We start from the raw sequence: 20,018 nt of genomic DNA on the forward strand, positions 1-20,018 counted from the left end.
AATGCCGTATCTTCTGAATTTAGTATACTTGACAGCTTTAATATGCGCATTTCCGTTTATACTATATCGAATTTTTATCCAAGGAAAAGATTGGAGAACGCTACTTACCAGGTTGGGATTTGGCAAATATCCATCTGTTGATATCTGGATTCACGGAGTGTCTGTTGGAGAAATAAAAGCCGTTCAGGGATTGATTGCCTCTCTAAAAGAAATCTATCCTAATAAACGTTTTTTTATTTCTTCAACATCCAATAATGGCCTAAAGATTGCCAGGGAACTATACAAAGAAGATACGATATCTTCTTTTCCTCTGGATTTTACGTGGTCTGTCAAAAGCTATTTACGAAAGTTGTCTCCGCAACTAATTGTTTTGGTGGAATTAGAAATTTGGCCAAATTTTTTGCACTATGCTAAAAAGTATAACAGTTCTGTACTTTTAGTAAATGGTCGATTTTCCGAGAAATCTTCTACGAGATATAGTTATCTGGGAAAGCTATTCTATCGAATGACGCGTAACATTGACATTTTTTCTGTACAAAGCTCTTTGTATGCTTCGCGTTTACAAAAGCTTGGTATAGAAGAACAACGTATCTCTATTACCGGAAATTTGAAATACGATGCGATTTCGTTACAACTTCCCGAACAGAAAAAATTAGATGAATTACGAACGAAGTGTGGTATCAAAACAAACCATCACCTCCTTGTTTGTGGAAGTACTCATGACCCGGAAGAAAAATTTATTGTACAAGCGTATAAGAAATTGATAGATGATTTTCCACAACTGCGTTTGTTGATTGTACCGCGTCAACCACAAAGAAAAGATCGTGTCGCCGCTTATGCCAAAGAGTCTGGCTTAGAAGCGTTATTTTTGAGTTCCCTCCATACACAAAACTTAAACGCCAATCAAATCATCATTGGCGACGTAATGGGGCAGCTCGTAAACCTATACGGGTTAGCATATGTGGTATTTGTCGGTGGGAGTCTAATAAAACACGGTGGGCAAAATTTTATCGAACCCTCCATTCAAAAAAAAGCGGTTATTTGCGGTCCACATATGCAAAACTTTCCTGATGTTAAGTTGTTTGTCGAAAAAAAAATTATATTGCAGATAAAATGTGAAGAAGAACTATACAAAACCCTGTGGGATTTGCTAAAATCTCCTTCCGTAATTACAGATATGGGAAACCAGGCTGCTCTCCAAGTAAAAGAGCTACAGGGTAGTGTCGAAAAAAATCTGGTTTTTTGTAGAAAATTGTTAGATTTGTAAGAAAGCTAAAGGAATGACTAAATATCTTTTTACGTCCGAGTGTGTAACTATGGGACATCCTGATAAAGTTGCAGATCAAATATCAGATGCCATATTAGATGCTCTTTTAGAACAAGATCCAAACTCACGCGTTGCATGTGAAACCATGGTTACTACTGGATTAGTAGTAATTGCAGGTGAAGTTACCACAAACGCACAAATCAATTATCAGGAAGTTGTACGCAATACCATCAAAGACATCGGCTACACAGACCCGAATATTGGTTTTGACTACAAAGGCTGTGGTGTCATGGTTACTCTAGATAAACAATCTGCAGATATCGCTGCGGGTGTAGATGAAGGTGATGACAAAGAACAAGGTGCGGGTGACCAAGGTATGATGTTTGGTTATGCGTGCAAAGAAACACCTGAACTCATGCCTTTACCAATGAGTTTGGCTCGTAAGCTAGCGAATAAATTAGCAGATGTAAGACAATCAGGTGAGCTAGAATATTTGCGCCCTGATGGAAAGACACAGGTAACAATCAATTACGAAGATGGTAAGCCCATTTCTGTCGATGCTATAGTTCTTTCTACACAACACGCTAAAGGAATCTCGCAAGAAAAGTTACGCGAAGATATTATTGAAAAAGTAATAAAGCCGACTATCCCAGGGGAATTATTAACAGAAAATACTGTTTACCATATAAATCCTACAGGGATTTTTGAAGTGGGAGGTCCTCATGGTGACTGTGGCCTTACCGGACGCAAAATTATCGTAGATACTTACGGTGGTATGGGACGTCACGGCGGTGGAGCTTTTTCAGGAAAAGATTCATCCAAGGTAGACCGTTCAGCGGCGTACATGGCGAGATATGTTGCGAAAAATATTGTTGCAGCAGACTTAGCAGATCGTTGTGAAGTGCAACTAGCCTATGCCATTGGAGTAGCTGCCCCTGTTTCTATTAAAGTTGATACTTTTGGTACAGGTAAAGTTGCGGAGCAACAACTAACGGAAATTGTACAAAAGAATTTTTCTTTAAAGCCAAAAGATATTGTCACAAATCTTGGTTTGACAAACCCCATATTTTTACATACAGCTAAGTATGGTCACTTCGGTGGGGATCCTGAGAAACTTCCTTGGGAAAAAACAGATAAAGTTGACAGTTTGAAAAACAGCTAGATAGTTTCTATAATAATAGAAAGGAATAAATTATGCCAAAGACAAGTAGACGCCGTAAGCGTATTAGTAAAGCAAACCATGGCGCAAGACCTGGTTGTGGTAGTGGTAAGAAGAGACTACGCGGTGCAGGCAAAAAAGGAAGCTAGTAATTATCCAAACGTGGTGATTGGAAACAATCACCATGTCTTCTTGAAAGTTTGTTTAGGTGGGGAAATGTGAAATGAAATCAAAAGAAAAAGACCCTTTTCAGTTTTTTGACGATCAATCTGCTGCACCAGAAAAAGTTCAATCTACTGCATCAGAGAAGGATCAATCTAGTGCACCACAGAAAGATCAATCTGCTGCACCAGAGAAAGAAAATTCAAAAGAAGACGTACAAAAACAGCGTGAAATGTTTCAAGAACTCTCCCAAGAAGCAAGTCTAACAATGCAAATAAAACGAGATCTTGAAACAAAAAAATCTCGACGAGATAAGATTAAGCAAATGTGCGAGACAAGTGACATTGGTCTCACAGCAAAAATTCGCATGGGAATCGAAGGTGCTCAGGAAGACGAAGATGACAATCTTGCCGATAAATATGGCTATGGCTACGAAGATGATAAAATAAGTGCGACAAGCGCCTCCTCAGACACCAGAGGTGGTTCGAGAAGTGTATGGAACGATTACATTAGCCCTACGGCCCAAATAAAGAAGAGCTTGGCACAAAAATGGCAAACCGGAGAGCAACTCGGATTGACAGAGAAAATAGCACGTAGCTTATTAGTAAATAAAGATGAAGATGGAGGAACTGTAATCGAAACCAGTGTATTCTGGGACTTGCTCATACTCGTTCTGGGGCTTGGTGGTACGGTTGGATTAGCCTTTGGTGCTATATGGGCTATAAATAACTTACTATGATCTTTTTGTAGAAATGTTTATACGCGTATTACCAATCTGAAAATACTGATCGTACGGAATCATAAACAACCGTTTCGAACCTTGAATCGACATACCATCCACAGGACTACAAGAACTATCTGTAAATATCATTGTTCCATGAGTACTACCTAAATCTTGTATCGACGAATTTTCGAGTTCTTTTGCCATATGAACTTGCACATGTTTTCGTGAGATACAATTGTCGTTATCAATGACGATGTAGTATTCTGATTTTTGTCCTTCATTAAAGTAGTTCTCATAAATAGTCGCAACATCTGTTTTTTTTACGATTTTCTTTTCTTCAATATCCAGTATTCTGCCAATTAAAATTTCGCATGGAGCACAGATATTTATTGTAGTTGCCAAAGACGACTTAAAATTAAATAGTGTTAGTTTACTAACATAACTGTAGCGAGCTTTTACTTTTGTTGTAGGAATTCGCCTTGTATTTTGTGTTGCTAACCTCTTTATAATAATATCCATCACATCTGAAAACTCAGCAAACGTTTGGTAGCGATTTCCTACATCCTGGGCCAAACCATATGTTAAAAATTCTTTGATAAGAATCATGTTACTCTCAGATAGATTACACAAAAGTTTTGAGGGTAGAAACTTTATTTCAGAGGCAGGAAGACGCCCCACAGCCAGACTATAAAATATTTGTACTGCTAAAAATATCAAACGTTGAGGAGACTTACGCCACGGAAAACTTTCGTCTTTTTCAGGAGGTGAAAGCCGTTGCTCTTCTTTGGTAATCGTTGGGTGTTCTAAATCAATAAAAAAGTCGGTATCCTGATAATAAATACAGGATATGGAATGTGGAACTTGAGCACGTTCCTCCTCTGAAAGAGCTGCGACGCTTTCATTAAATCTCTTTGCAAAAACAATGGCTACTTTTATATCAGTAATGTGCGATTCTTGAAAGAGTGGTTGATACCCACTTGTTGGTAGCCTAAAAAATATTGCCATCTCGATAATCCATTAGCATTAGTTGAAATCTATCTGTGAGAATTCGCCTGTTGACCTGTAAAAATCACGCTTCCTTTTGTACTCTAATACATACTGTTGTTTGATATTTAAAACAAACCTTAAACCTTAGATAGACTTTACTGTTTGGCTGTTTTTACGATAAAGAAGCCATCATTTCCCTGACCTTGGTACAAAGGAAATAATATTCTTCCAGAAAGTGGAGCGCGAATCGGTCCATTGATGTCTTTTGCTAGTATCTCGCCCTCTTCAACTTCTTGAAAAGTTCTGTATCCTGGAAGCATGGTAAACTTATCGCGTTCTTCGATATGGTGGTGATAGTGTATAGTAAGATATTTAGGAAGGTTGTAACTAGATTTTGCAAGTATATCTTGCCATTTGGCGATATGAGCCTCTTCAGGATCAATGAGTCCTAAATTACTCATCATAATCCACAAAAAAGCGGAACTGTTATCGATAGAGTCAAATGCTTCGTGTTGCCCAGCTTCATAGGCGATAATCATATGCCCTAACGAATATACATAGTATATGAAAGTTCCTTTGAGCTTTTTTGCCAATCCTAAAATGTTCGGCACATGCAAGTTGGCCACTAATTCTCGGCTATCGGCCTCATTGGCAATCAGTGTGAAAGGTGCACCTTGTGCTGATGTAGTGTGAAGGTCAAAAAAGATAGCTTTACGACTCTTATCAAGTAGTATTTTGTCGAGAACATCAATAATTTCTTTTTGTTCTTTTTCCTCTGGACAAGTAATTTCCTCAATGGATTTTGCCCTAATTTTTTCGACATTTTCCATATGCCAAATGCGATTTAAGTCGCGATTGATGTATCTCTTATTGAGAGATAGAGCTTTTAGGTGGCCAGCAATACCTACAAATTCACCTTTAAAGTTAATTTTTTGTAGCTGTTTTCCAAATTTTTCTAATGCGATGACTCCTGCAGGTTCATTACCATGAAGGCCAGACATTGCAATGACAATTGGGCCTTCTTTATCGCTCTTAACATGAGTTATCACTCGATTGAATTGTTTTGATGTATCGTATTCTATTTTCTTATTCATTAAAACTTAATCCCGTAATATTTGTTCCAAAAGCTGTCCAGCTACATTCACAAAGTCTCTCTCAGTGACAACACCTAATGGCTTTTTGTCCTTTACTACTGGTAAAAAGGAAATACCGTTTTTACGTAGTAAGTCTATTGCTTCTAACGTAGAGGTTTGAGGGGCAACTGTGATAAGGTTTTTTTGCATGATTGAGCTAACAGGAGAAGAATAAATATCTATGCCACTCTCATGATGACTGAGCAAACGTAAGATTCTTCGGTAGGATACAATTCCAACGACATCTCCTTCGTCATTTTCGACAATGACATGTCGAATGAAATGCCAGTCCATTAAATTAGCCACCAGTTCGATAAGATCGTCTTCATGTACAGTAAAAATATCAGTGGTCATAAACTGTTCTACCGTCATGTAGTTATCTTTCCATTTCCCTGCGTCTTCTATACTTGCAAGAGGCCATTCGTGGACAGGTGTTTCGGTTTTTTGATTTTTAACCGTGGCGGAAGTAACGGCAGCAAGTATTTGATCAGGTGTTCCCTGATTTTGTAACTTATTCCGCGATGCAAGAAGCCACTCAGCACCATTTGTTCCCTTTGTAACACGTTTGTCAATCACATCCAAGTAGCGGTCAATGTCTTCCGCTGCTACACCGTATTTTTCCAGACCACTTTTGGCAAGAGGCAAAAGCTCATCACATATTAACTTCTGTGCCGGGATAATGCGATTTTCTATCCAGGTAAACTGTGCATCTAAACCCAAACGCGATGCTCCAAGGAAATTTGCCTTGGCATCATCGAAATCCATTACTTTGGTAATGTCATCGTATTTTTCGCTTATCCCGCTCATCAGGCCGAAGAAAAAAGCAGCATTGGCAATTTCATCTATCACTGTTGGACCGGATGGAATTACACGATTTTCTATGCGTAAATGCGGCTTACCACTGTCACTAATACCATAACAGGGACGATTCCAACGATATATAGTTCCGTTGTGTAGCATCAATGCCTTGAGACGCGGTGGTATACCTTGTTTTAATTTTTCAAATGGCTTTTCTTTGCCTATATCTTCTGCGCCCAATAAAACGCGGAAGCGGGCAATATTATCTTTGAAAATTTCGAGGACAGAAGAGTCTAACCACTTTTCCCCGAAACTAACCCGTGGCGTGCGGTTATTGAGTTCCAAGCCTGGATTTCTCGTATCTACGGCTTGTTGGAAAACAGCTATTCTTGTTTCTTTCCATAATCTACGCCCAAATAACATGGGAGAATTTGTCGCTGCGGCAAGGATAGGAGCGGTGATTGCTTGGGCAAAGTTATATAATTTAGCAAATTCATCGGGGCCCACTTGGAAATGCACTTGAAAACTCGTGTTGCACGCTTCAAGCATAATGGAGTCGTGACGTACAATTAATTCGTCCTTACCACGCATTTGGAATTGATATTCGCTTTTTCGCAAACGATTCATCGCATCATTCAGAGCAAAATATCTCGGATTAGGGGTCATGTTCTCAAGCCCCAAGTCGGACTTTCTTAGTGTAGGAAGTATACCGGTCATTATGAAATCGGTATCTAATGGACCGGTAACTTCTCGTAAATGGTTTAGAAGACCCAGGAGTTGTTCTTCCATTTTTCGCAAACAATCGCCACCGAAAATAGCGGGATCTAGGTTCGCTTCTATGTTGAATTTCGCTAACTCTGTTGTAAAGTGATCATCTTCAACAGAAGCCAATACTTTTTCAGCTACAGGGGCAGGCCGCCACGCACTGTCCACCAGAAAAAGTTCTTGTTCTGCCCCAATCCTACGGATGTTTGTCTCAAAAAAATCAGGAGTATTGAGCATTTCTTCTAGTGCTCGAAGATCCTCCAAGACATGTTTCATAAAATGACGTAGTTGTTTGGGATTATTTTCGTTGCGAACATCTTGCTCTCCCATTGTTTTTCCTCACCTATTTTTTTGTTCTGTTTTTTAATTCTTGTTCAATGAATTTTTGTAATTCTTGCGAAGCTATTTGCCTTTTTTCATCTAACCATACCGTACTTTTTTGTTGCAATATAATTTTTATAGTTGGTGGGCAAACAAGTAGGTTTATTCCATCAACTTCTCTAGTCAAATGTTTGTATTTGCACAGCATTGGCAGAGCTTCTTCTCCTTGGGCAATTAACTTTCTCGCAGCCTGCGTATACTCAAAGAAATTTGAAGATGTTAGGGAAATAATAAGCTCATAAATTTCCTTATTATCCTCTTGCTCCGGATACGCGTACACCCCCGCTACTTGTATGTTTTTATTGGGTTTAAAGCAGCAAGCGGCTAGGCAAACAAGTATAAAAAGCATCAATAAATTTCTAACAATCATGACAACTAGAGTACTCCCTTTTATTGGTAGTTTTGTTTTCAACTCAATCTAAATTAATTTTGATGTATTTTTTGGGCTTTGACAATACAACTTTTTAGTGAAGAAGTTTTGTCAACAATTCTTCTAATTGCTTTGTCGATATTGGTTTTGACATAAAATAGCACAGTTCATTTTGCGGAATATTCTGAATTTCTTGAGCACACAAATCATATGGAGTAAGAATGACAACCGGTATATCCTCTGCCATTTCAAAAAAATTGCTAAGTTCACTGTATAAGCATCCAATAGAATTGAGGTCAAGTACAACGACATCCGCTTGTCCAAACCTAATTCGTTCAACCAATTCCTGTGTTTTTTGCAATAAAATCAAGTCAAAGTTGTGTTTGTTTAACAACCTATACAATGCATTTCCTGAGTTTTTATCTGAACTATAAAGAAGCAGTTGGCTCACTGTAAATGTACTCCAGTATACAAACTATAACTATTTTACTCCACAAAATTATGGGAAATCATAACTTGACTTTTACTAGCGCATTGTTATAGAATTTCACTAGGATTTAATTTAAAAAATATTGCAATATTTTTCCAGATAAAACTCACAATATATTTTAGTATTCATTATACATAATGTTGACAAAAACACACGAAAAATATTTGAAGCAACTGCACCAAAAAAAATACCGCCGATTATCACAAGAATTTCTAGTGGAAGGTATTCGTATTTGCGAAGAGCTAATTGCCTCAAATTACAAAGTACAACAAGTTTATTTTAACGAAGAACTCTTAAAAAACTCTCGTGGAAAAAAGTTGTTGGATAACTTTCAACAAAAAAATGTTCTCGCAACAGCAATATCTAGAGAAAAATTAGCAAAGCTATCGACAACAACAACACCATCACCGATTATCGCACGTGCTAAACAAAAACGACATGAACTAGCATTGGGAACAAGCGAAAAATTTGTTGTTTTAGAAAACGTATCTGACCCAGGAAATGTAGGAACTATTATCCGAACGGCAGAAGCTTTTAATTGGGACGCAGTGATTCTTATTGGGGAAAGTGTGGAGTTATATAATCCCAAAATTGTACGTTCTACAATGGGATCTTTGTTTCGTCAACCAGTATTTTATTCTTCCATACCCAACTTATTGTCCTGTTTTGAGGACATGGGTGTATCCTATATAGTCACCTCTGTTGATGGAGGTTCTGACCCTAAGAAAATTGAAGTACCTACGAAAAGGGCTGTTTTTTTAGGAAGTGAAGCACACGGCGTAAGTTCTAACATTGAGAAAAAAGCGCACCACAAAGTGCAAATACCGACGCAAAACGTTGAATCTCTTAATATAGCTATCGCCGGAGGAATATTATTATACCTATATTGTTGACAGTAAAAAATTTTTTTTCAAACAAAGAGAAGTTATTTTTAGTATCATTTAGAGAAGCAATCCCACATTGTGGGATGAGGGTATAGTAGTATTCCCAAAGAGAATTAACTCTTAAAGCTAAAATTAGTCCGTGTAAAATTAAACCATTTTTAGCAAACTACTAAGTCTAGGACAGATTACTACACTAAAAGCGTTTCATATTTTTTTTAAAGTTTGGAACCATTTTTGCACAGTAACAAGGCTGTTGGGGCAAACTGCTTTTGGAATAGTTAAAAATACTACTCAAAAATTTGAGTACAAGTTTTTCGATTTGTGTTTATACAAAATCACATCGAGTAATGATTCCTCCCCACATAATAAAATTGTATGGGGTCCCCTTGTTACAAATCGATGAAAGGACGTAATATGAAGCACCTGGTACTTGCAATAATTGTAGCATTCTTATTGACAGGTTGCACTCTTCTCAACTCTACAAATGGCGATGCAACAACACCACAAAAGCCTTTGTCTAGTGTAAATGAACACGAACTGGGCAAAGTTGCATATGCCAAAGGGGATTATTCGCGAGCACTACAATACCAAACTCAGTGGCTTGTCAAGTATCCTGATGACGCGTACGCTTTTACTGAAAGAGGATTAGTAAATAGCAAACTAAACAAGAGTGAATCGGCAATTTCTGATTTTTCCAAAGCAACCGAATTGCTACCTAATGCCCTGAGACCTCGTATTTACAAATGCGCCGAGCTGGCGAAAATGGGAAGAGAAGGCGAAGCGCGAGGTTTGCTAGAGCAGGTAATGTCCGACCCTAACTTTTCGCAAATATCACCATATGAAAAGTTCTTGGCTTACTCTTTAGATGGCCAGTTCAAAATCAAAGCAGGACTGCACACAGATTCTTTGCCATCTCTAAACAACGCACTACGCACATTTAATAGTAACACTCATGTTTTTGTTGCAAAAAACAGCCCTTTTATCAATCGTTTAGTCGTATACAACCGTGCAGTTGTACTCAATAAAATGGGTGACTATCCTCGGGCTGCCGATGACATGGAACTGTACATAAAAATCAGTCAAAAAGCAAAAATACGCATTAGTTCGAAAGACTACGCACGCTTGGCCATTGCTTACTATCTGGCTGAAGAGTACGATAAATGTAGAGCTGTTCTAAAACTCGTTTCTCCTAAAGACCGAGAGATGCTAGCTCAAACTTTGGAGGATGATATGTTTTTGGACAGTGAATACTAAGTATCATTTCGTTCATAACCGACATATCAATATTGCAAAGTAGAATATCAATTACGTTAACTACGAAACTAAGGAGTTTAAAATGCGGTATTTGTTGAATGTATGTCTGCCTATTCTTCTATGCCTCTCTCTTACATCTGCATTTGCTCAAGAAGATACGATTCGTGAAGAACTAGATCGTAGAAAAAGAGATTTTGAGAAAGAAAAGGCGCTAGGTAAACTAAACAATGTACGCTCTGGAGTCATTCCCAAGCAATGGTCTATCAAAAAAGAAGTGGAAACTATCGAGAAATCTTTGGATAGTTACAACCCTCTTATCGAGTCATTGGAAGAAGCAAACAGCGATTTAAAAACAGATTTGGCAAATTATTTGAAAAACCCAAATAATAAAGTACTTGCAGCCAAAATTACCCACAAAATGTCCAAGTATGCAAAAAAAATTGTATGGAATGTGGACAAAATAACTAGTTCTCAAGATGTACTACTATCTGTATTTACCGAACTAAATCGCAAACTGAATAAATTCAATCGCGAACTAGAATACAAGAATAATGACTTAAAGGAACAAGTTAATCGCCATAAAAAAGAAGAAAAAAAACTAAATAACCAGCTTATACGCTTGAGTAAACAAATAAAGTCAACAACTGATCCAAAAGAAAAAGAAAAACTGACACGTACATTTCGCCGTACCTACCGCAAATTCAATATAAACGCACGTTACAAGCAAGGGCTTTCGCGTAACCAAGAAAACTATGAGTCATTAACAAAAAATCTTGGATCACTAGTTAAAATGTTTTCTATTCTCCATCAATCTTTTAGCTCATTGATTGAGAATTTAGAAGCAGAGAAAAATTATTTACTAGATAATATTCGCCTACAAGCAGATTCTCTACACGTACAAAGATTGGTACACGAAGGGATCACCGATGGTAGCCGTGCAGTTGTGAATGTCACAAAAAAATTGGCCACTTTATACGCTCAAGTAGAAGGATTTGCCAAAGTACACGAAAAAATCAACCGTGATATGGCGAGATTTTCTGATACCAGTAGAATACTATCTGCTGTTGTCGACGAACTTGAAAGAGCACCTTTCCAAGCGAATCAACCTTTGAATGATGCAATTGATCATTTTGCAGAACAAGAAGAATCTGATGATGAAGAGGAGAATGAATAATGAGAAATCTATTTTTGATGATGTTATTAGTTTTCTTTGTGGGTCTTAGCACCTCTTGGGCACAAGAAGAAGACCTTTCTGATGTTTTTGAAGAAGTAGGACTAGAAGAAGACAATGGTGCTACAGAAGAAAAAGCTGATGAGAAAACCGATGAAGAAGCAATGGAGCCATATGTCGAAGAGGCAAGCGAAGAAAATTTCAAAGAAGAAAAAGACATTCGCGAATTTGCGGAAACACTAGACAGCGACAAAAAGTCTGCTCTTGATTCTCTTCCAAAAGTAAATGAGGATGAAAGCAAAGAAATCAGCCGTCTTTTTGAAAAGGCAGCGAAAAATTATAATGATATTCTAGAAAATCGTCCTGAAGCAGAAATGCGCACAAACGAAGAGCGTTTAAAAGCGAATAAAGGGCTTCTTAGAGATAATCGCGACAAACTGGCCACCAGCCAAAGCGACTTACGCCGTGTAAAGTTAGCCTATATTAAGCGTTTTCTAATTTTGAAAAACTCTTACAAGAGAGGTGCTTTCACTAAAGAGACTTATGACCTAGAGCTAGCAAAACTTGCAAAATCTTATGAATTTAAGATTCGTTCTCTTGTAGAAGATAAAGACTACTACAGAGGACAAACTAAGCAAACAGCGGAAAGAGTCAAGGCTCTAGACGAATTAAATCGTATCAACCGTATTATGAATCCCAAAAAAGCACGCGCCAAAACTGCAAAAAAGAAAAAGCCTCTTACTGAACTAGAAAAAATGATGAAAAAAGTTCAGTCTACAGGCGACTGGTTTGATGTAAAAGACGTGTGGGATGCACCTGACCGCAACTAAAGTACTGTTATTTTGCAAACTGTTATACTCCTTAATTTCGGAAAATTATAGAGTGCGCTTGTTTAACACAAGTGCACTCTAAACAGTATTTTACTTAGAATGGTTTTTCTACTATGTTATACCCCTACATTCAAGAGGCTGGCTTACTGTGGATGTCGCCGATTATATTTCTTTCTTTTATCGGCCTAGCAATCACAATAGAGAGAATTTGTTATTGGATTACCCAAAAGCAAAAATCATTTGGAAGAAAAAAGAAACTTCAACAGATTTTTGCCGACCCATTTTCCGCAACCAAAGTTGCTGAGATTTGTCGCAACACTCAAGACAATTTGCTACTAGTAATTGGCCAGTTTGTGATGAATTACAATGCCATGACTTTAGAATTGGCCGAGAGAAAAACGCAAATGTTTGCTGATAAAAAAATAAACGAGAGTCGCCAATTTCTCGATATTCTTGGTCTAATTTCTAGCATTGCCGGAACACTTGGGCTTATGGGAACAGTTGTTGGTATTTCCCAAAGTTTTAAAACACTTGCACGTGAAGATCCCAAAGGACTAGCATCTTCTCTTTCCACGGCGATGTACACCACCATTGGTGGAATTATTCTATTCTTGATGTCGTATTTATTTTTGTTTTTCTTTAACAAAATTTCCAATCGTTTCGAAGATGATATTGATGAGAATATTCAACGGGTCAAAGACTTACTAGAGGACCAAGAAAAATCACAGCCGATTATATTCCAAGAACAGGAAGTAATTCCCTCTATAGAAGAACCGCAACCGCAAAGTATTCCCTCTTCGGAAGTGGTAGAAGAAAAAGTAAAGATTTATGAGAAAGAAGCGTAGACACAGACAAGCACAAGAGCAAGCAGGCATGTCCACCGAAATGATGGTGGATGTACTCTTTATATTGCTAATTTTCTTTATTCTCATCTCAAACATAAAGAAAGATAGTGTGAAGATCAAAGCAGCAAAGGTAGACAAACAGAAATCTGCAGGTTCCGATAAAAAAACCAAAGAATATGTTTTAACCATAGATAAAAAGAATAACATTTACTTCAATAACAAAAAAATATCGATGAAAGAGTTACTCGCTTCTTTGAAAAAAGCGAAGAAAGACACACCTAAAGATCACAATCCTGTTATTATGTTACGTACGGATGCGAGTTCTTCTAGTGGTAATTTGCTGGAAGTATTTCTCTATCTTGACCAAGCGGGTTTGTCAGATAATGTCCAATGTGAAATAGATAGTAAATCGTAGTGAGAGAAAACATGAGAATCTTACATCAACCAAATATCAAATACTACGCTATTTTTTTAGCGGTTTCCGGTGTCATTCACTATGTTCTGTGTTTTTTACCTTGGGAAAAGAAGAAGGTGAAAGTAAATGTTGCTGCTGTTGTCAAAGCAGCGATTAAGAAAAAAGAAGAAAAACCACAAGAAAAGCCAAAAGAAAAACCGCAAAAAAAGCAAGTCGATTTACAAAAGAAAAAAGACAAAGAAGAGTTAATCCGCTATCGCGAAAATCTAGAGAAAAAATTACGTGATGAGCTAATCAATAAGCTCAAGAAAATCGAAGCGGAAAAGAAAAAAGAAATCGACGAAATAAAAAAAGAACTCACCAAGGAACAAATACAAAAACGCAAAGAGTTAGAACAACAAACGGCGGAACAACAAAAAATCAGCCAAGAACTGATGAAAAAGTTGACGCAGATCAACCAGAAAATGCAAGAAATAAAAAAGCAAGAACAGCAACAACAACGCGAATTTACGAAGAAAATGCAAGAAGTCGAGCGCAAAAACGAACAAAAAATGCAGGAAAAACTCGCCAATTTAGAGCAAAAAAATCGCGAAAAAATGAACGAAATGCAAAAAAAAGTCAACGACGAACAACGTAAACTGCAAAATCGAAAAAAGCAACTCGACATGTTAGCGAGAAAGCAAAAAGAAGAGCTCGAAAAGACCAAAGAAGAGCGCGAACAAAATCGCAAAAACCTCGAAGACTATAAACGCAAAATAGCCAAAGCTGTTAAAAACAAAATGCGCGAACAAGAAAAAGAAAATCGCGAGAAAATACAAAAAACTCTTGATGAAGAACGCAAGAAGTTAGCTTTGGAGAAAACAAGGCTCGAAAAAGAAATTCTCCAACAAAAACGCATGTTGGAACAAGCACAGCGTTTGTCTAAGAAAAATCGTCGTAAAAAAGAGCGTGAAATCATCAATAAACAATGGAAATTTCTCGAAAGAGTACGTGTTGATTCTCTTGAGGAACATCAAAAATACATACGCAACTTTTCGACAACCTCCAAGGGAGACACGGTTGTTCCCGCACTAAACTTTTTCGACAATCGTTTTCTCAAAGATATGCCAGAAGTCACCAGGTTCCACAAGATGCAACTTATTGCCTATCCATCGAGTATGTCGTATTTTATAAAAGTAAATCTCGATGAGAGAAGTTTATCGCGACGCTATGTAAAAATGAAGGATGAAAACTACTTTCGTAAATTTAACGAAAGAACCATTGACATTTCTCCTGAGATACTACCGAAAATCGCACGCGAAGTTAAACGCGCAGGAGTATATAATTACAGTGACGGAAAGCTGAATTTCTTCATGTTATTACCGCACAGTACTGCCAAGTACTTAGCATGGAAAGAGACAACCGTATGTAAAAAACACGGTCATGATCCCAAAAACGTGCGCATCTGTAACAGCTACTTCAGCAAAACACGTCATGGACATTGGAGTTTAATCGTCCGTAGTTTAGTTCTAAAGGGTGGACGAACCGTTAGTGTGGAAGATTTTGAAGAACGATGGTAAAAGTAAAAGCAAGGGTAATTGACTCAATTACTCTTGCGCAAAAAAATGAGTGGAACGCCCTAGTCGAAGCAAGCAATCCTTTCACACGCTACGAATTTCTCCAAGCACTAGAAACTTCAGGAAGTGTAGGAGGAAAAAGCGGTTGGATTCCACATTACATCATTGCCAAGCGCGGTAGTAAACTTGTTGGTGCCATACCATTATATCTCAAGTTCAACTCTCTAGGTGAATATATATTCGACTGGCAATGGGCTGGACTATACGAACAGCTTAACATGAACTATTTCCCCAAGTTTGTCATTGCCATTCCCTTCACTCCTGCTACGGGAAAAAGAATTCTCGTACATAATGATGAGCCTTTTGAGGAAATTGCCCAGGCAATGTTAGACCTGCTAATGCGTGAAGCCAAACGCAAAGCAAGTTCCATTCACTGGTTGTTTATCACTGCCGCAGAAAGCGACTTTCTCGAAAAACATGATTACATTCCACGACTTACGTACCAATACCACTGGCAAAATAATCACTATGAAAGTTTCTCGCACTTTTTACAGCAACTCAAGGCAAAAAAACGCAACCAAATTAAAAGAGAACGACGTGTCGCAAACCATGTAGAGATCGAAGCCTTAAGTGGCAAAGATCTACTCCCGATCCATTGGGATCACATGTACATTTTTTACCTATCCACCATAGGAAAAAAATGGGCCTACCCATATTTAACACGCGCGTTTTTTGAGGATATCGCCACAAACTTTAGAGACAATGTGGTGTTGTTCATGGCAAAAAAAGAGGAGGAGTATGTGGCGGGGGCACTAAATTTTCGCGCAGGAGAGCATATGTATGGGCGCTATTGGGGGTGTACGGAGAAATTCTACGATTTGCATTTTGAACTTTGTTATTATCAGTCGATTGAGTACTGTATCAACAATAACATCCGTCTTTACGAAGCGGGAGCGCAAGGTCAACACAAAATTCCTCGCGGTTTTTTACCCAACTACACACATAGCGCACACTGGATCAAAGAACCGGCGTTTTCACAAGTGATCGAAACGATCGTCAGCGAGGGCAACCGGCACGCGCAAGACGATATAGATGAGTTAAACCAGCTCTCGCCTTTTCGTTGCGAAAATTAAAGTAGTTCTTTTGGTGTGCGATGCCCTCACCATCAAATAGCGCGATTATGATTTTGGTATAGGTATTCGTTGGTGTGCGATGCCCTCACCATCGAATTTAAGGTTTTAGCTTCGCTAAAAGCCTTAATTCTCATGCCTCTCCCACAGGGAGAGGCGTAATGCTTCTCTTTTGTAAAAAACAAAATTCACTTGAGTTGCGAGTCTTTGTAGGTGATGTACTTTATTTTGGTTTTTGTTGACGTGCATAAAAGAAAACAATAACAGTGGATTGGACGTGTTACGCCTCTCCCTGTGGGAGAGGCATGAGAATAGTAGCTTACAGCGAAGCTGTAACTACTTATTTGATGGTGAGGGCATCGCACACCAGTGAATACCTACAGCGAAGCTAAAACCTTAAATTCGCTGGTGTGCGATGCCCTCACCATCGAATACCAAAGAATGCCATAATGAGGTATCACACACGGCAAATACCTATAACTACAAAAAAACGCACCACTCGTCTTGTTAACAAGTGATGCGTCATATTATTTTTACAGAACAGGCAACTATGGTTTAGTCGTTATCACTAACAAGAATCGCCATAGATCTCGCCTTTACCGTAAAACTACCTCCGACATTTGGCTGTTGTTGCCAATTGTCTAAGTTCACAAAGTCGGATTTTTCTCCATACCACGAACGAGCCAATACTTTCCAGTCACCTTGCGACCAATCGCCAAGGTTACCTACGGTGAAATCTTCCCAGTTTTCATTGTAAATGAGCATCAAATCTGGTTCACCTTGTTTTCCCCACCAGACAACAGAAAGTTGTGTTGGTGTATTAAACGCTTTATTTTCCCAAGTGTAGGTATACTTCGCGTTGTTGCTACTACCTTTTTGTGAATTATCCGCGTATGTAGGAAAGTGATCACGGCGAAAATGTGTCCATTTTTTGCGCAGTGAAATTAGATTCTTTGTCCAATGAAACAACTCGCGTCCATAACGTGGACCATTAGGAGATTTATTGGTATTGCCGTCCTTGAGGTTCCAGTCAATCCAGTTCACATTATTGATATAACTCGCGCCATTTTTCGACTCGTAGTTATATGTGTTATGTGCATCACTTTGTGTTTGTGCCCCAGATTTGGTACGGCCAAACTCATCGCCTTGTAGAATAAGTGGTACACCTTGTGAGGTTAATAAAACCCCCATCATCAGCTTTTCGCGTTCACGACGCAAGTTCTCATCGCCATTACTATCCCAACAGTTGTGAGATCCGTCGGCATCGTTGAAGTAGACGACATCGCGAAGAGTATATCCGTCATGACAGGTTAGCATATTGATAGAACGCCACGGTTTAGAGGAAGCGGATTCTCCCGCGGTTGATGTCGCTCCACGACCTTCGATGAGTCTTTTAAACAGACTGCGGTCCTTCATACCCGAAGCGGAAAAACGACGCATGTGGTCGCGATATCTTCCCAGCCACTTTGTCCAACGGTTGTTTGAATAGTTCCATCCACCGCTGTCCATGAAGTTCCACCACTGTCCACCCAAATCCCAAGGTTCTGCATGAAGATGTGCACCTTGAAATCGCGGATCGTTGTCCACCCAGTCGGCAGCATTTCCCGAACCATCGGCGAGTATGCGCGCTAAATCAAAACGAAATCCATCTACACCATACACCTTATACCACATCGCTAAGGAATCATTTGTCCATCTTTTTGTGAAACGATTTCCACCAAAGAATGTCACATCGTTTCCCGTTCCGGTGTTATTGAAATAATATTTACCGTTCGCTGTGGAGCGATAGATTTCAGTATTGCATAACCCCATAAAATTGTAGTACTTTACCGCCAAACGGTTTTTGTGCTCCCATGGGCTTTGCTCTGCTGTGTGGTTGTAGACGACATCCATAAAGACAGCGATTTTTCTCTTGTGTAACTCGCGAATTAATTTCTTCAGTTCAACAACTTGTTGTCCTTTGCGACTCGCATAACGAGCTTCTGGAGTAAAAAAGTTTGTTGTCATGTAGCCCCAGTGGTTGTAGCGATCCGGTAAATTACCTGTTTCTTCATCGTACTCCATCACTGGCATCAACTCAACAGCATTCACCCCTAGCTCGACAAGGTGGTCTAATCCGGCACTAAGTCCTCCAGGTGTTCTCAAACCAGGCGTAGCTAAACCAAGATACGTTCCACGCTTTTGACGATCCAAACTTTGAATACGCGCGGTGTAATCCTGAACATGAAGCTCATACACGATTAGGTCGCGATGAGGTATTTTTACATATCCAGGATGGGTATCTTTGCGGTGATCGTAGACAATACTTTTACCACCACCGGCATACACTGATTCGTCACTATCCCCATAAGGAATGGAAAGAAAAACCCGAGAAAAACTTACATTTTGATTTAGATAGCTATATGGGTCATTTAAATAATATGTGTCGTTAAAACTCAGACCAAAGGGGGCTCCTGGACGAACATTATATGCTCCTTTAGCCCTGTACATATACAATAGTCCCTCGCCAACTCTTTGACCTCTAACTTTTATTTTCCAATTATCCCCATGCTTTTCCATGGGAATTTCTTGCGAGGGTTTTTGATCTTTCTCTGCGGAGAACAATAACAAATCGACTTGTTGTGCATTAGGAGAGTACACAACAAAGTGTACCCAATTTGCAGCATCTATATGTGCACCATACTTCTCTTCAGAAGAAGCGGCTGTTTCAACATTAGCAAAATCAGCACAAACAGTAGCTATTGCAAACAGAGTTATCAATAAAACTCTTGTCACCTTATGTCCCCTATTTCAAAATTTAATGGAAATTTACATATATTTTATTTAGTATAACAAAAATTTACGCAAAAAGAAACAGCCCTAATGGATAATAAAATTTAGCCGTAAACTCTGAAGAGTAAACACATGACAAAACCGTTAAAAATTTATTGGTCTGCCAGCTTAAAAAACGGAAAAAAAAACTTTGGAGATTGGTTATCCCCAACGATATGCGAAATCATAACACGCCGCAGAGTTGTATGGGCACCACCTCAAAAATGTGACCTCGCAGCTGTCGGAAGCATTTTGCAAAAATTTACCAAAAATCGTTGGTGGCGACCTGTAAAAAACATTTGGGGAAGTGGCTTTTTAGAACAAAAGTCACCTTTTTGCAGCCAGCACAATTTTCATGCAGTCCGCGGTAAATACAGCGCGCAAATTATTCGCAACAAAGACATTGAAATACTAGGAGACCCGGGGCTACTATGTTACCTTTTATCAACCCCCTCTCCACACAAAAAATATGCACTTGGTATTGTACCACACTACAAAGATCAAGAAAATAAACTCGTACACAACTTTGCCAAAAACAACAAACACGTTGTGGTGATTGATATACTATCAGATCCACACAATTTTATTCAGCGCGTTCAGGAATGTGAGATTATTTTATCTTCTAGCCTTCATGGACTTATCGTTGCCGATACATTTTCTATTCCCAACGCCTGGGTATGTTTATCGTCTCTTGTTCGCGGTAATGGGTTCAAATTTTACGATTACTATAGTGCTTTTGGTATAGAGACAGCGCAGCCATTCCCCTTCAACGCACAAACAACGCTAAAAGAAATCGAATGTATTCCACAAAACTATTCACGACAACATATAAATACGATACAACAAAAATTATTACAATCGTTTCCCTTACTCTAAGGATAAAAAG

18 protein-coding genes are annotated in these 20,018 nt (G+C 38.7%); 12 read left to right on the forward strand and 6 right to left on the reverse strand.

The window, feature by feature from the left end:
* Nucleotide 1: 1 nt before the first annotated feature.
* From UABAM_RS09555 to UABAM_RS09565, 3 genes are all read left to right on the forward strand, one after another.
* Nucleotides 2-1,267 carry a 3-deoxy-D-manno-octulosonic acid transferase gene (locus tag UABAM_RS09555; RefSeq protein WP_151967775.1) on the forward strand — a complete coding sequence of 422 codons (1,266 nt, stop codon included), beginning with the start codon at nucleotides 2-4 and terminating at the stop codon, nucleotides 1,265-1,267.
* 13 nt (nucleotides 1,268-1,280) lie between these two features.
* Complete coding sequence (gene metK, locus UABAM_RS09560; RefSeq protein WP_151967776.1) at nucleotides 1,281-2,429, forward strand: methionine adenosyltransferase; 1,149 nt, start codon at nucleotides 1,281-1,283, stop codon at nucleotides 2,427-2,429.
* A gap of 220 nt (nucleotides 2,430-2,649) precedes the next feature.
* Nucleotides 2,650-3,327, forward strand: coding sequence for a hypothetical protein (locus tag UABAM_RS09565; protein WP_151967777.1), 678 nt, complete (start codon nucleotides 2,650-2,652; stop codon nucleotides 3,325-3,327).
* On the opposite strand, the gene UABAM_RS09570 is transcribed toward UABAM_RS09565, so the two are convergent.
* From UABAM_RS09570 to UABAM_RS09590, 5 genes are all read right to left on the reverse strand, one after another.
* Nucleotides 3,322-4,317 carry an FHA domain-containing protein gene (locus UABAM_RS09570; protein ID WP_151967778.1) on the reverse strand — a complete coding sequence of 332 codons (996 nt, stop codon included), beginning with the start codon at nucleotides 4,315-4,317 and terminating at the stop codon, nucleotides 3,322-3,324. The two genes, UABAM_RS09565 and UABAM_RS09570, sit on opposite strands and share 6 nt — an antisense overlap.
* A gap of 137 nt (nucleotides 4,318-4,454) precedes the next feature.
* A complete protein-coding gene (locus UABAM_RS09575; RefSeq protein ID WP_151967779.1) occupies nucleotides 4,455-5,393 on the reverse strand; it encodes a succinylglutamate desuccinylase/aspartoacylase domain-containing protein in 939 nt (312 codons plus the stop codon).
* A gap of 6 nt (nucleotides 5,394-5,399) precedes the next feature.
* A complete protein-coding gene (locus tag UABAM_RS09580; protein ID WP_151967780.1) occupies nucleotides 5,400-7,325 on the reverse strand; it encodes a CBS domain-containing protein in 1,926 nt (641 codons plus the stop codon).
* 13 nt (nucleotides 7,326-7,338) lie between these two features.
* A complete protein-coding gene (locus tag UABAM_RS09585) occupies nucleotides 7,339-7,725 on the reverse strand; it encodes a hypothetical protein (RefSeq protein ID WP_151967781.1) in 387 nt (128 codons plus the stop codon).
* Between the two features lie 115 nt (nucleotides 7,726-7,840).
* Entirely contained in the window at nucleotides 7,841-8,149 is a 309-nt protein-coding gene (locus tag UABAM_RS09590; RefSeq protein ID WP_151967782.1) for a DNA-binding transcriptional response regulator, read from the reverse strand.
* A 251-nt stretch (nucleotides 8,150-8,400) separates the two neighbouring features.
* Here UABAM_RS09590 and UABAM_RS09595 point away from each other — a divergent pair, with 251 nt between their 5' ends.
* The 8 genes from UABAM_RS09595 (at nucleotide 8,401) to UABAM_RS09630 (ending at nucleotide 16,324) form a co-directional block, all read left to right on the forward strand.
* On the forward strand, nucleotides 8,401-9,129 hold the full coding sequence (locus tag UABAM_RS09595; RefSeq protein WP_173013228.1) for a TrmH family RNA methyltransferase: 729 nt from the start codon (nucleotides 8,401-8,403) through the stop codon (nucleotides 9,127-9,129).
* A 405-nt stretch (nucleotides 9,130-9,534) separates the two neighbouring features.
* The gene (locus UABAM_RS09600; protein ID WP_151967784.1) at nucleotides 9,535-10,374 is read left to right on the forward strand and encodes a tetratricopeptide repeat protein; all 840 of its coding nucleotides are present in this window, start codon (nucleotides 9,535-9,537) and stop codon (nucleotides 10,372-10,374) included.
* Between the two features lie 82 nt (nucleotides 10,375-10,456).
* Nucleotides 10,457-11,548 (forward strand): coiled-coil domain-containing protein, encoded by a 1,092-nt coding sequence (locus tag UABAM_RS09605; RefSeq protein ID WP_151967785.1) that lies wholly within the window; start codon nucleotides 10,457-10,459, stop codon nucleotides 11,546-11,548.
* Nucleotides 11,548-12,375, forward strand: coding sequence for a hypothetical protein (locus tag UABAM_RS09610; protein ID WP_151967786.1), 828 nt, complete (start codon nucleotides 11,548-11,550; stop codon nucleotides 12,373-12,375). The genes UABAM_RS09605 and UABAM_RS09610 overlap by 1 nt, the downstream gene beginning before the upstream one ends.
* A 113-nt stretch (nucleotides 12,376-12,488) precedes the next feature.
* Nucleotides 12,489-13,220 carry a MotA/TolQ/ExbB proton channel family protein gene (locus tag UABAM_RS09615; protein ID WP_151967787.1) on the forward strand — a complete coding sequence of 244 codons (732 nt, stop codon included), beginning with the start codon at nucleotides 12,489-12,491 and terminating at the stop codon, nucleotides 13,218-13,220.
* On the forward strand, nucleotides 13,204-13,635 hold the full coding sequence (locus UABAM_RS09620; protein ID WP_151967788.1) for an ExbD/TolR family protein: 432 nt from the start codon (nucleotides 13,204-13,206) through the stop codon (nucleotides 13,633-13,635). The genes UABAM_RS09615 and UABAM_RS09620 overlap by 17 nt, the downstream gene beginning before the upstream one ends.
* 11 nt (nucleotides 13,636-13,646) lie before the next feature.
* Entirely contained in the window at nucleotides 13,647-15,194 is a 1,548-nt protein-coding gene (locus UABAM_RS09625) for a hypothetical protein (RefSeq protein WP_151967789.1), read from the forward strand.
* Entirely contained in the window at nucleotides 15,188-16,324 is a 1,137-nt protein-coding gene (locus tag UABAM_RS09630; RefSeq protein WP_151967790.1) for a GNAT family N-acetyltransferase, read from the forward strand. Before UABAM_RS09625 ends, UABAM_RS09630 begins: the two co-directional genes overlap by 7 nt.
* 552 nt (nucleotides 16,325-16,876) lie before the next feature.
* Here UABAM_RS09630 and UABAM_RS09635 read toward each other — a convergent pair.
* On the reverse strand, nucleotides 16,877-19,096 hold the full coding sequence (locus tag UABAM_RS09635) for an alpha-amylase family glycosyl hydrolase (RefSeq protein ID WP_151967791.1): 2,220 nt from the start codon (nucleotides 19,094-19,096) through the stop codon (nucleotides 16,877-16,879).
* A gap of 129 nt (nucleotides 19,097-19,225) precedes the next feature.
* Between UABAM_RS09635 and UABAM_RS09640 the strand changes: the two genes are divergently transcribed.
* Complete coding sequence (locus tag UABAM_RS09640; RefSeq protein WP_151967792.1) at nucleotides 19,226-20,008, forward strand: polysaccharide pyruvyl transferase family protein; 783 nt, start codon at nucleotides 19,226-19,228, stop codon at nucleotides 20,006-20,008.
* Nucleotides 20,009-20,018: the final 10 nt, after the last annotated feature.

The sequence above is a fragment of the Candidatus Uabimicrobium amorphum genome, from assembly GCF_009002475.1.
Classification (GTDB): Bacteria; Planctomycetota; Uabimicrobiia; order Uabimicrobiales; family Uabimicrobiaceae; genus Uabimicrobium; species Uabimicrobium amorphum.

What these genes read in the sequence shown, in the direction of transcription:
- UABAM_RS09565 (WP_151967777.1), top strand. Translation starts at nt 2,650, where the DNA reads ATGAAATCAAAAGAAAAAGACCCTTTTCAGTTTTTTGACGATCAATCT.
- UABAM_RS09600 (WP_151967784.1), top strand. Translation starts at nt 9,535, where the DNA reads ATGAAGCACCTGGTACTTGCAATAATTGTAGCATTCTTATTGACAGGT.
- metK (WP_151967776.1), top strand. Translation starts at nt 1,281, where the DNA reads ATGACTAAATATCTTTTTACGTCCGAGTGTGTAACTATGGGACATCCT.
- UABAM_RS09640 (WP_151967792.1), top strand. Translation starts at nt 19,226, where the DNA reads ATGACAAAACCGTTAAAAATTTATTGGTCTGCCAGCTTAAAAAACGGA.
- UABAM_RS09555 (WP_151967775.1), top strand. Translation starts at nt 2, where the DNA reads ATGCCGTATCTTCTGAATTTAGTATACTTGACAGCTTTAATATGCGCA.
- UABAM_RS09575 (WP_151967779.1), bottom strand. Translation starts at nt 5,393, where the DNA reads ATGAATAAGAAAATAGAATACGATACATCAAAACAATTCAATCGAGTG.
- UABAM_RS09625 (WP_151967789.1), top strand. Translation starts at nt 13,647, where the DNA reads ATGAGAATCTTACATCAACCAAATATCAAATACTACGCTATTTTTTTA.
- UABAM_RS09620 (WP_151967788.1), top strand. Translation starts at nt 13,204, where the DNA reads ATGAGAAAGAAGCGTAGACACAGACAAGCACAAGAGCAAGCAGGCATG.
- UABAM_RS09610 (WP_151967786.1), top strand. Translation starts at nt 11,548, where the DNA reads ATGAGAAATCTATTTTTGATGATGTTATTAGTTTTCTTTGTGGGTCTT.
- UABAM_RS09580 (WP_151967780.1), bottom strand. Translation starts at nt 7,325, where the DNA reads ATGGGAGAGCAAGATGTTCGCAACGAAAATAATCCCAAACAACTACGT.
- UABAM_RS09585 (WP_151967781.1), bottom strand. Translation starts at nt 7,725, where the DNA reads ATGCTTTTTATACTTGTTTGCCTAGCCGCTTGCTGCTTTAAACCCAAT.
- UABAM_RS09630 (WP_151967790.1), top strand. Translation starts at nt 15,188, where the DNA reads ATGGTAAAAGTAAAAGCAAGGGTAATTGACTCAATTACTCTTGCGCAA.
- UABAM_RS09570 (WP_151967778.1), bottom strand. Translation starts at nt 4,317, where the DNA reads ATGGCAATATTTTTTAGGCTACCAACAAGTGGGTATCAACCACTCTTT.
- UABAM_RS09605 (WP_151967785.1), top strand. Translation starts at nt 10,457, where the DNA reads ATGCGGTATTTGTTGAATGTATGTCTGCCTATTCTTCTATGCCTCTCT.
- UABAM_RS09615 (WP_151967787.1), top strand. Translation starts at nt 12,489, where the DNA reads ATGTTATACCCCTACATTCAAGAGGCTGGCTTACTGTGGATGTCGCCG.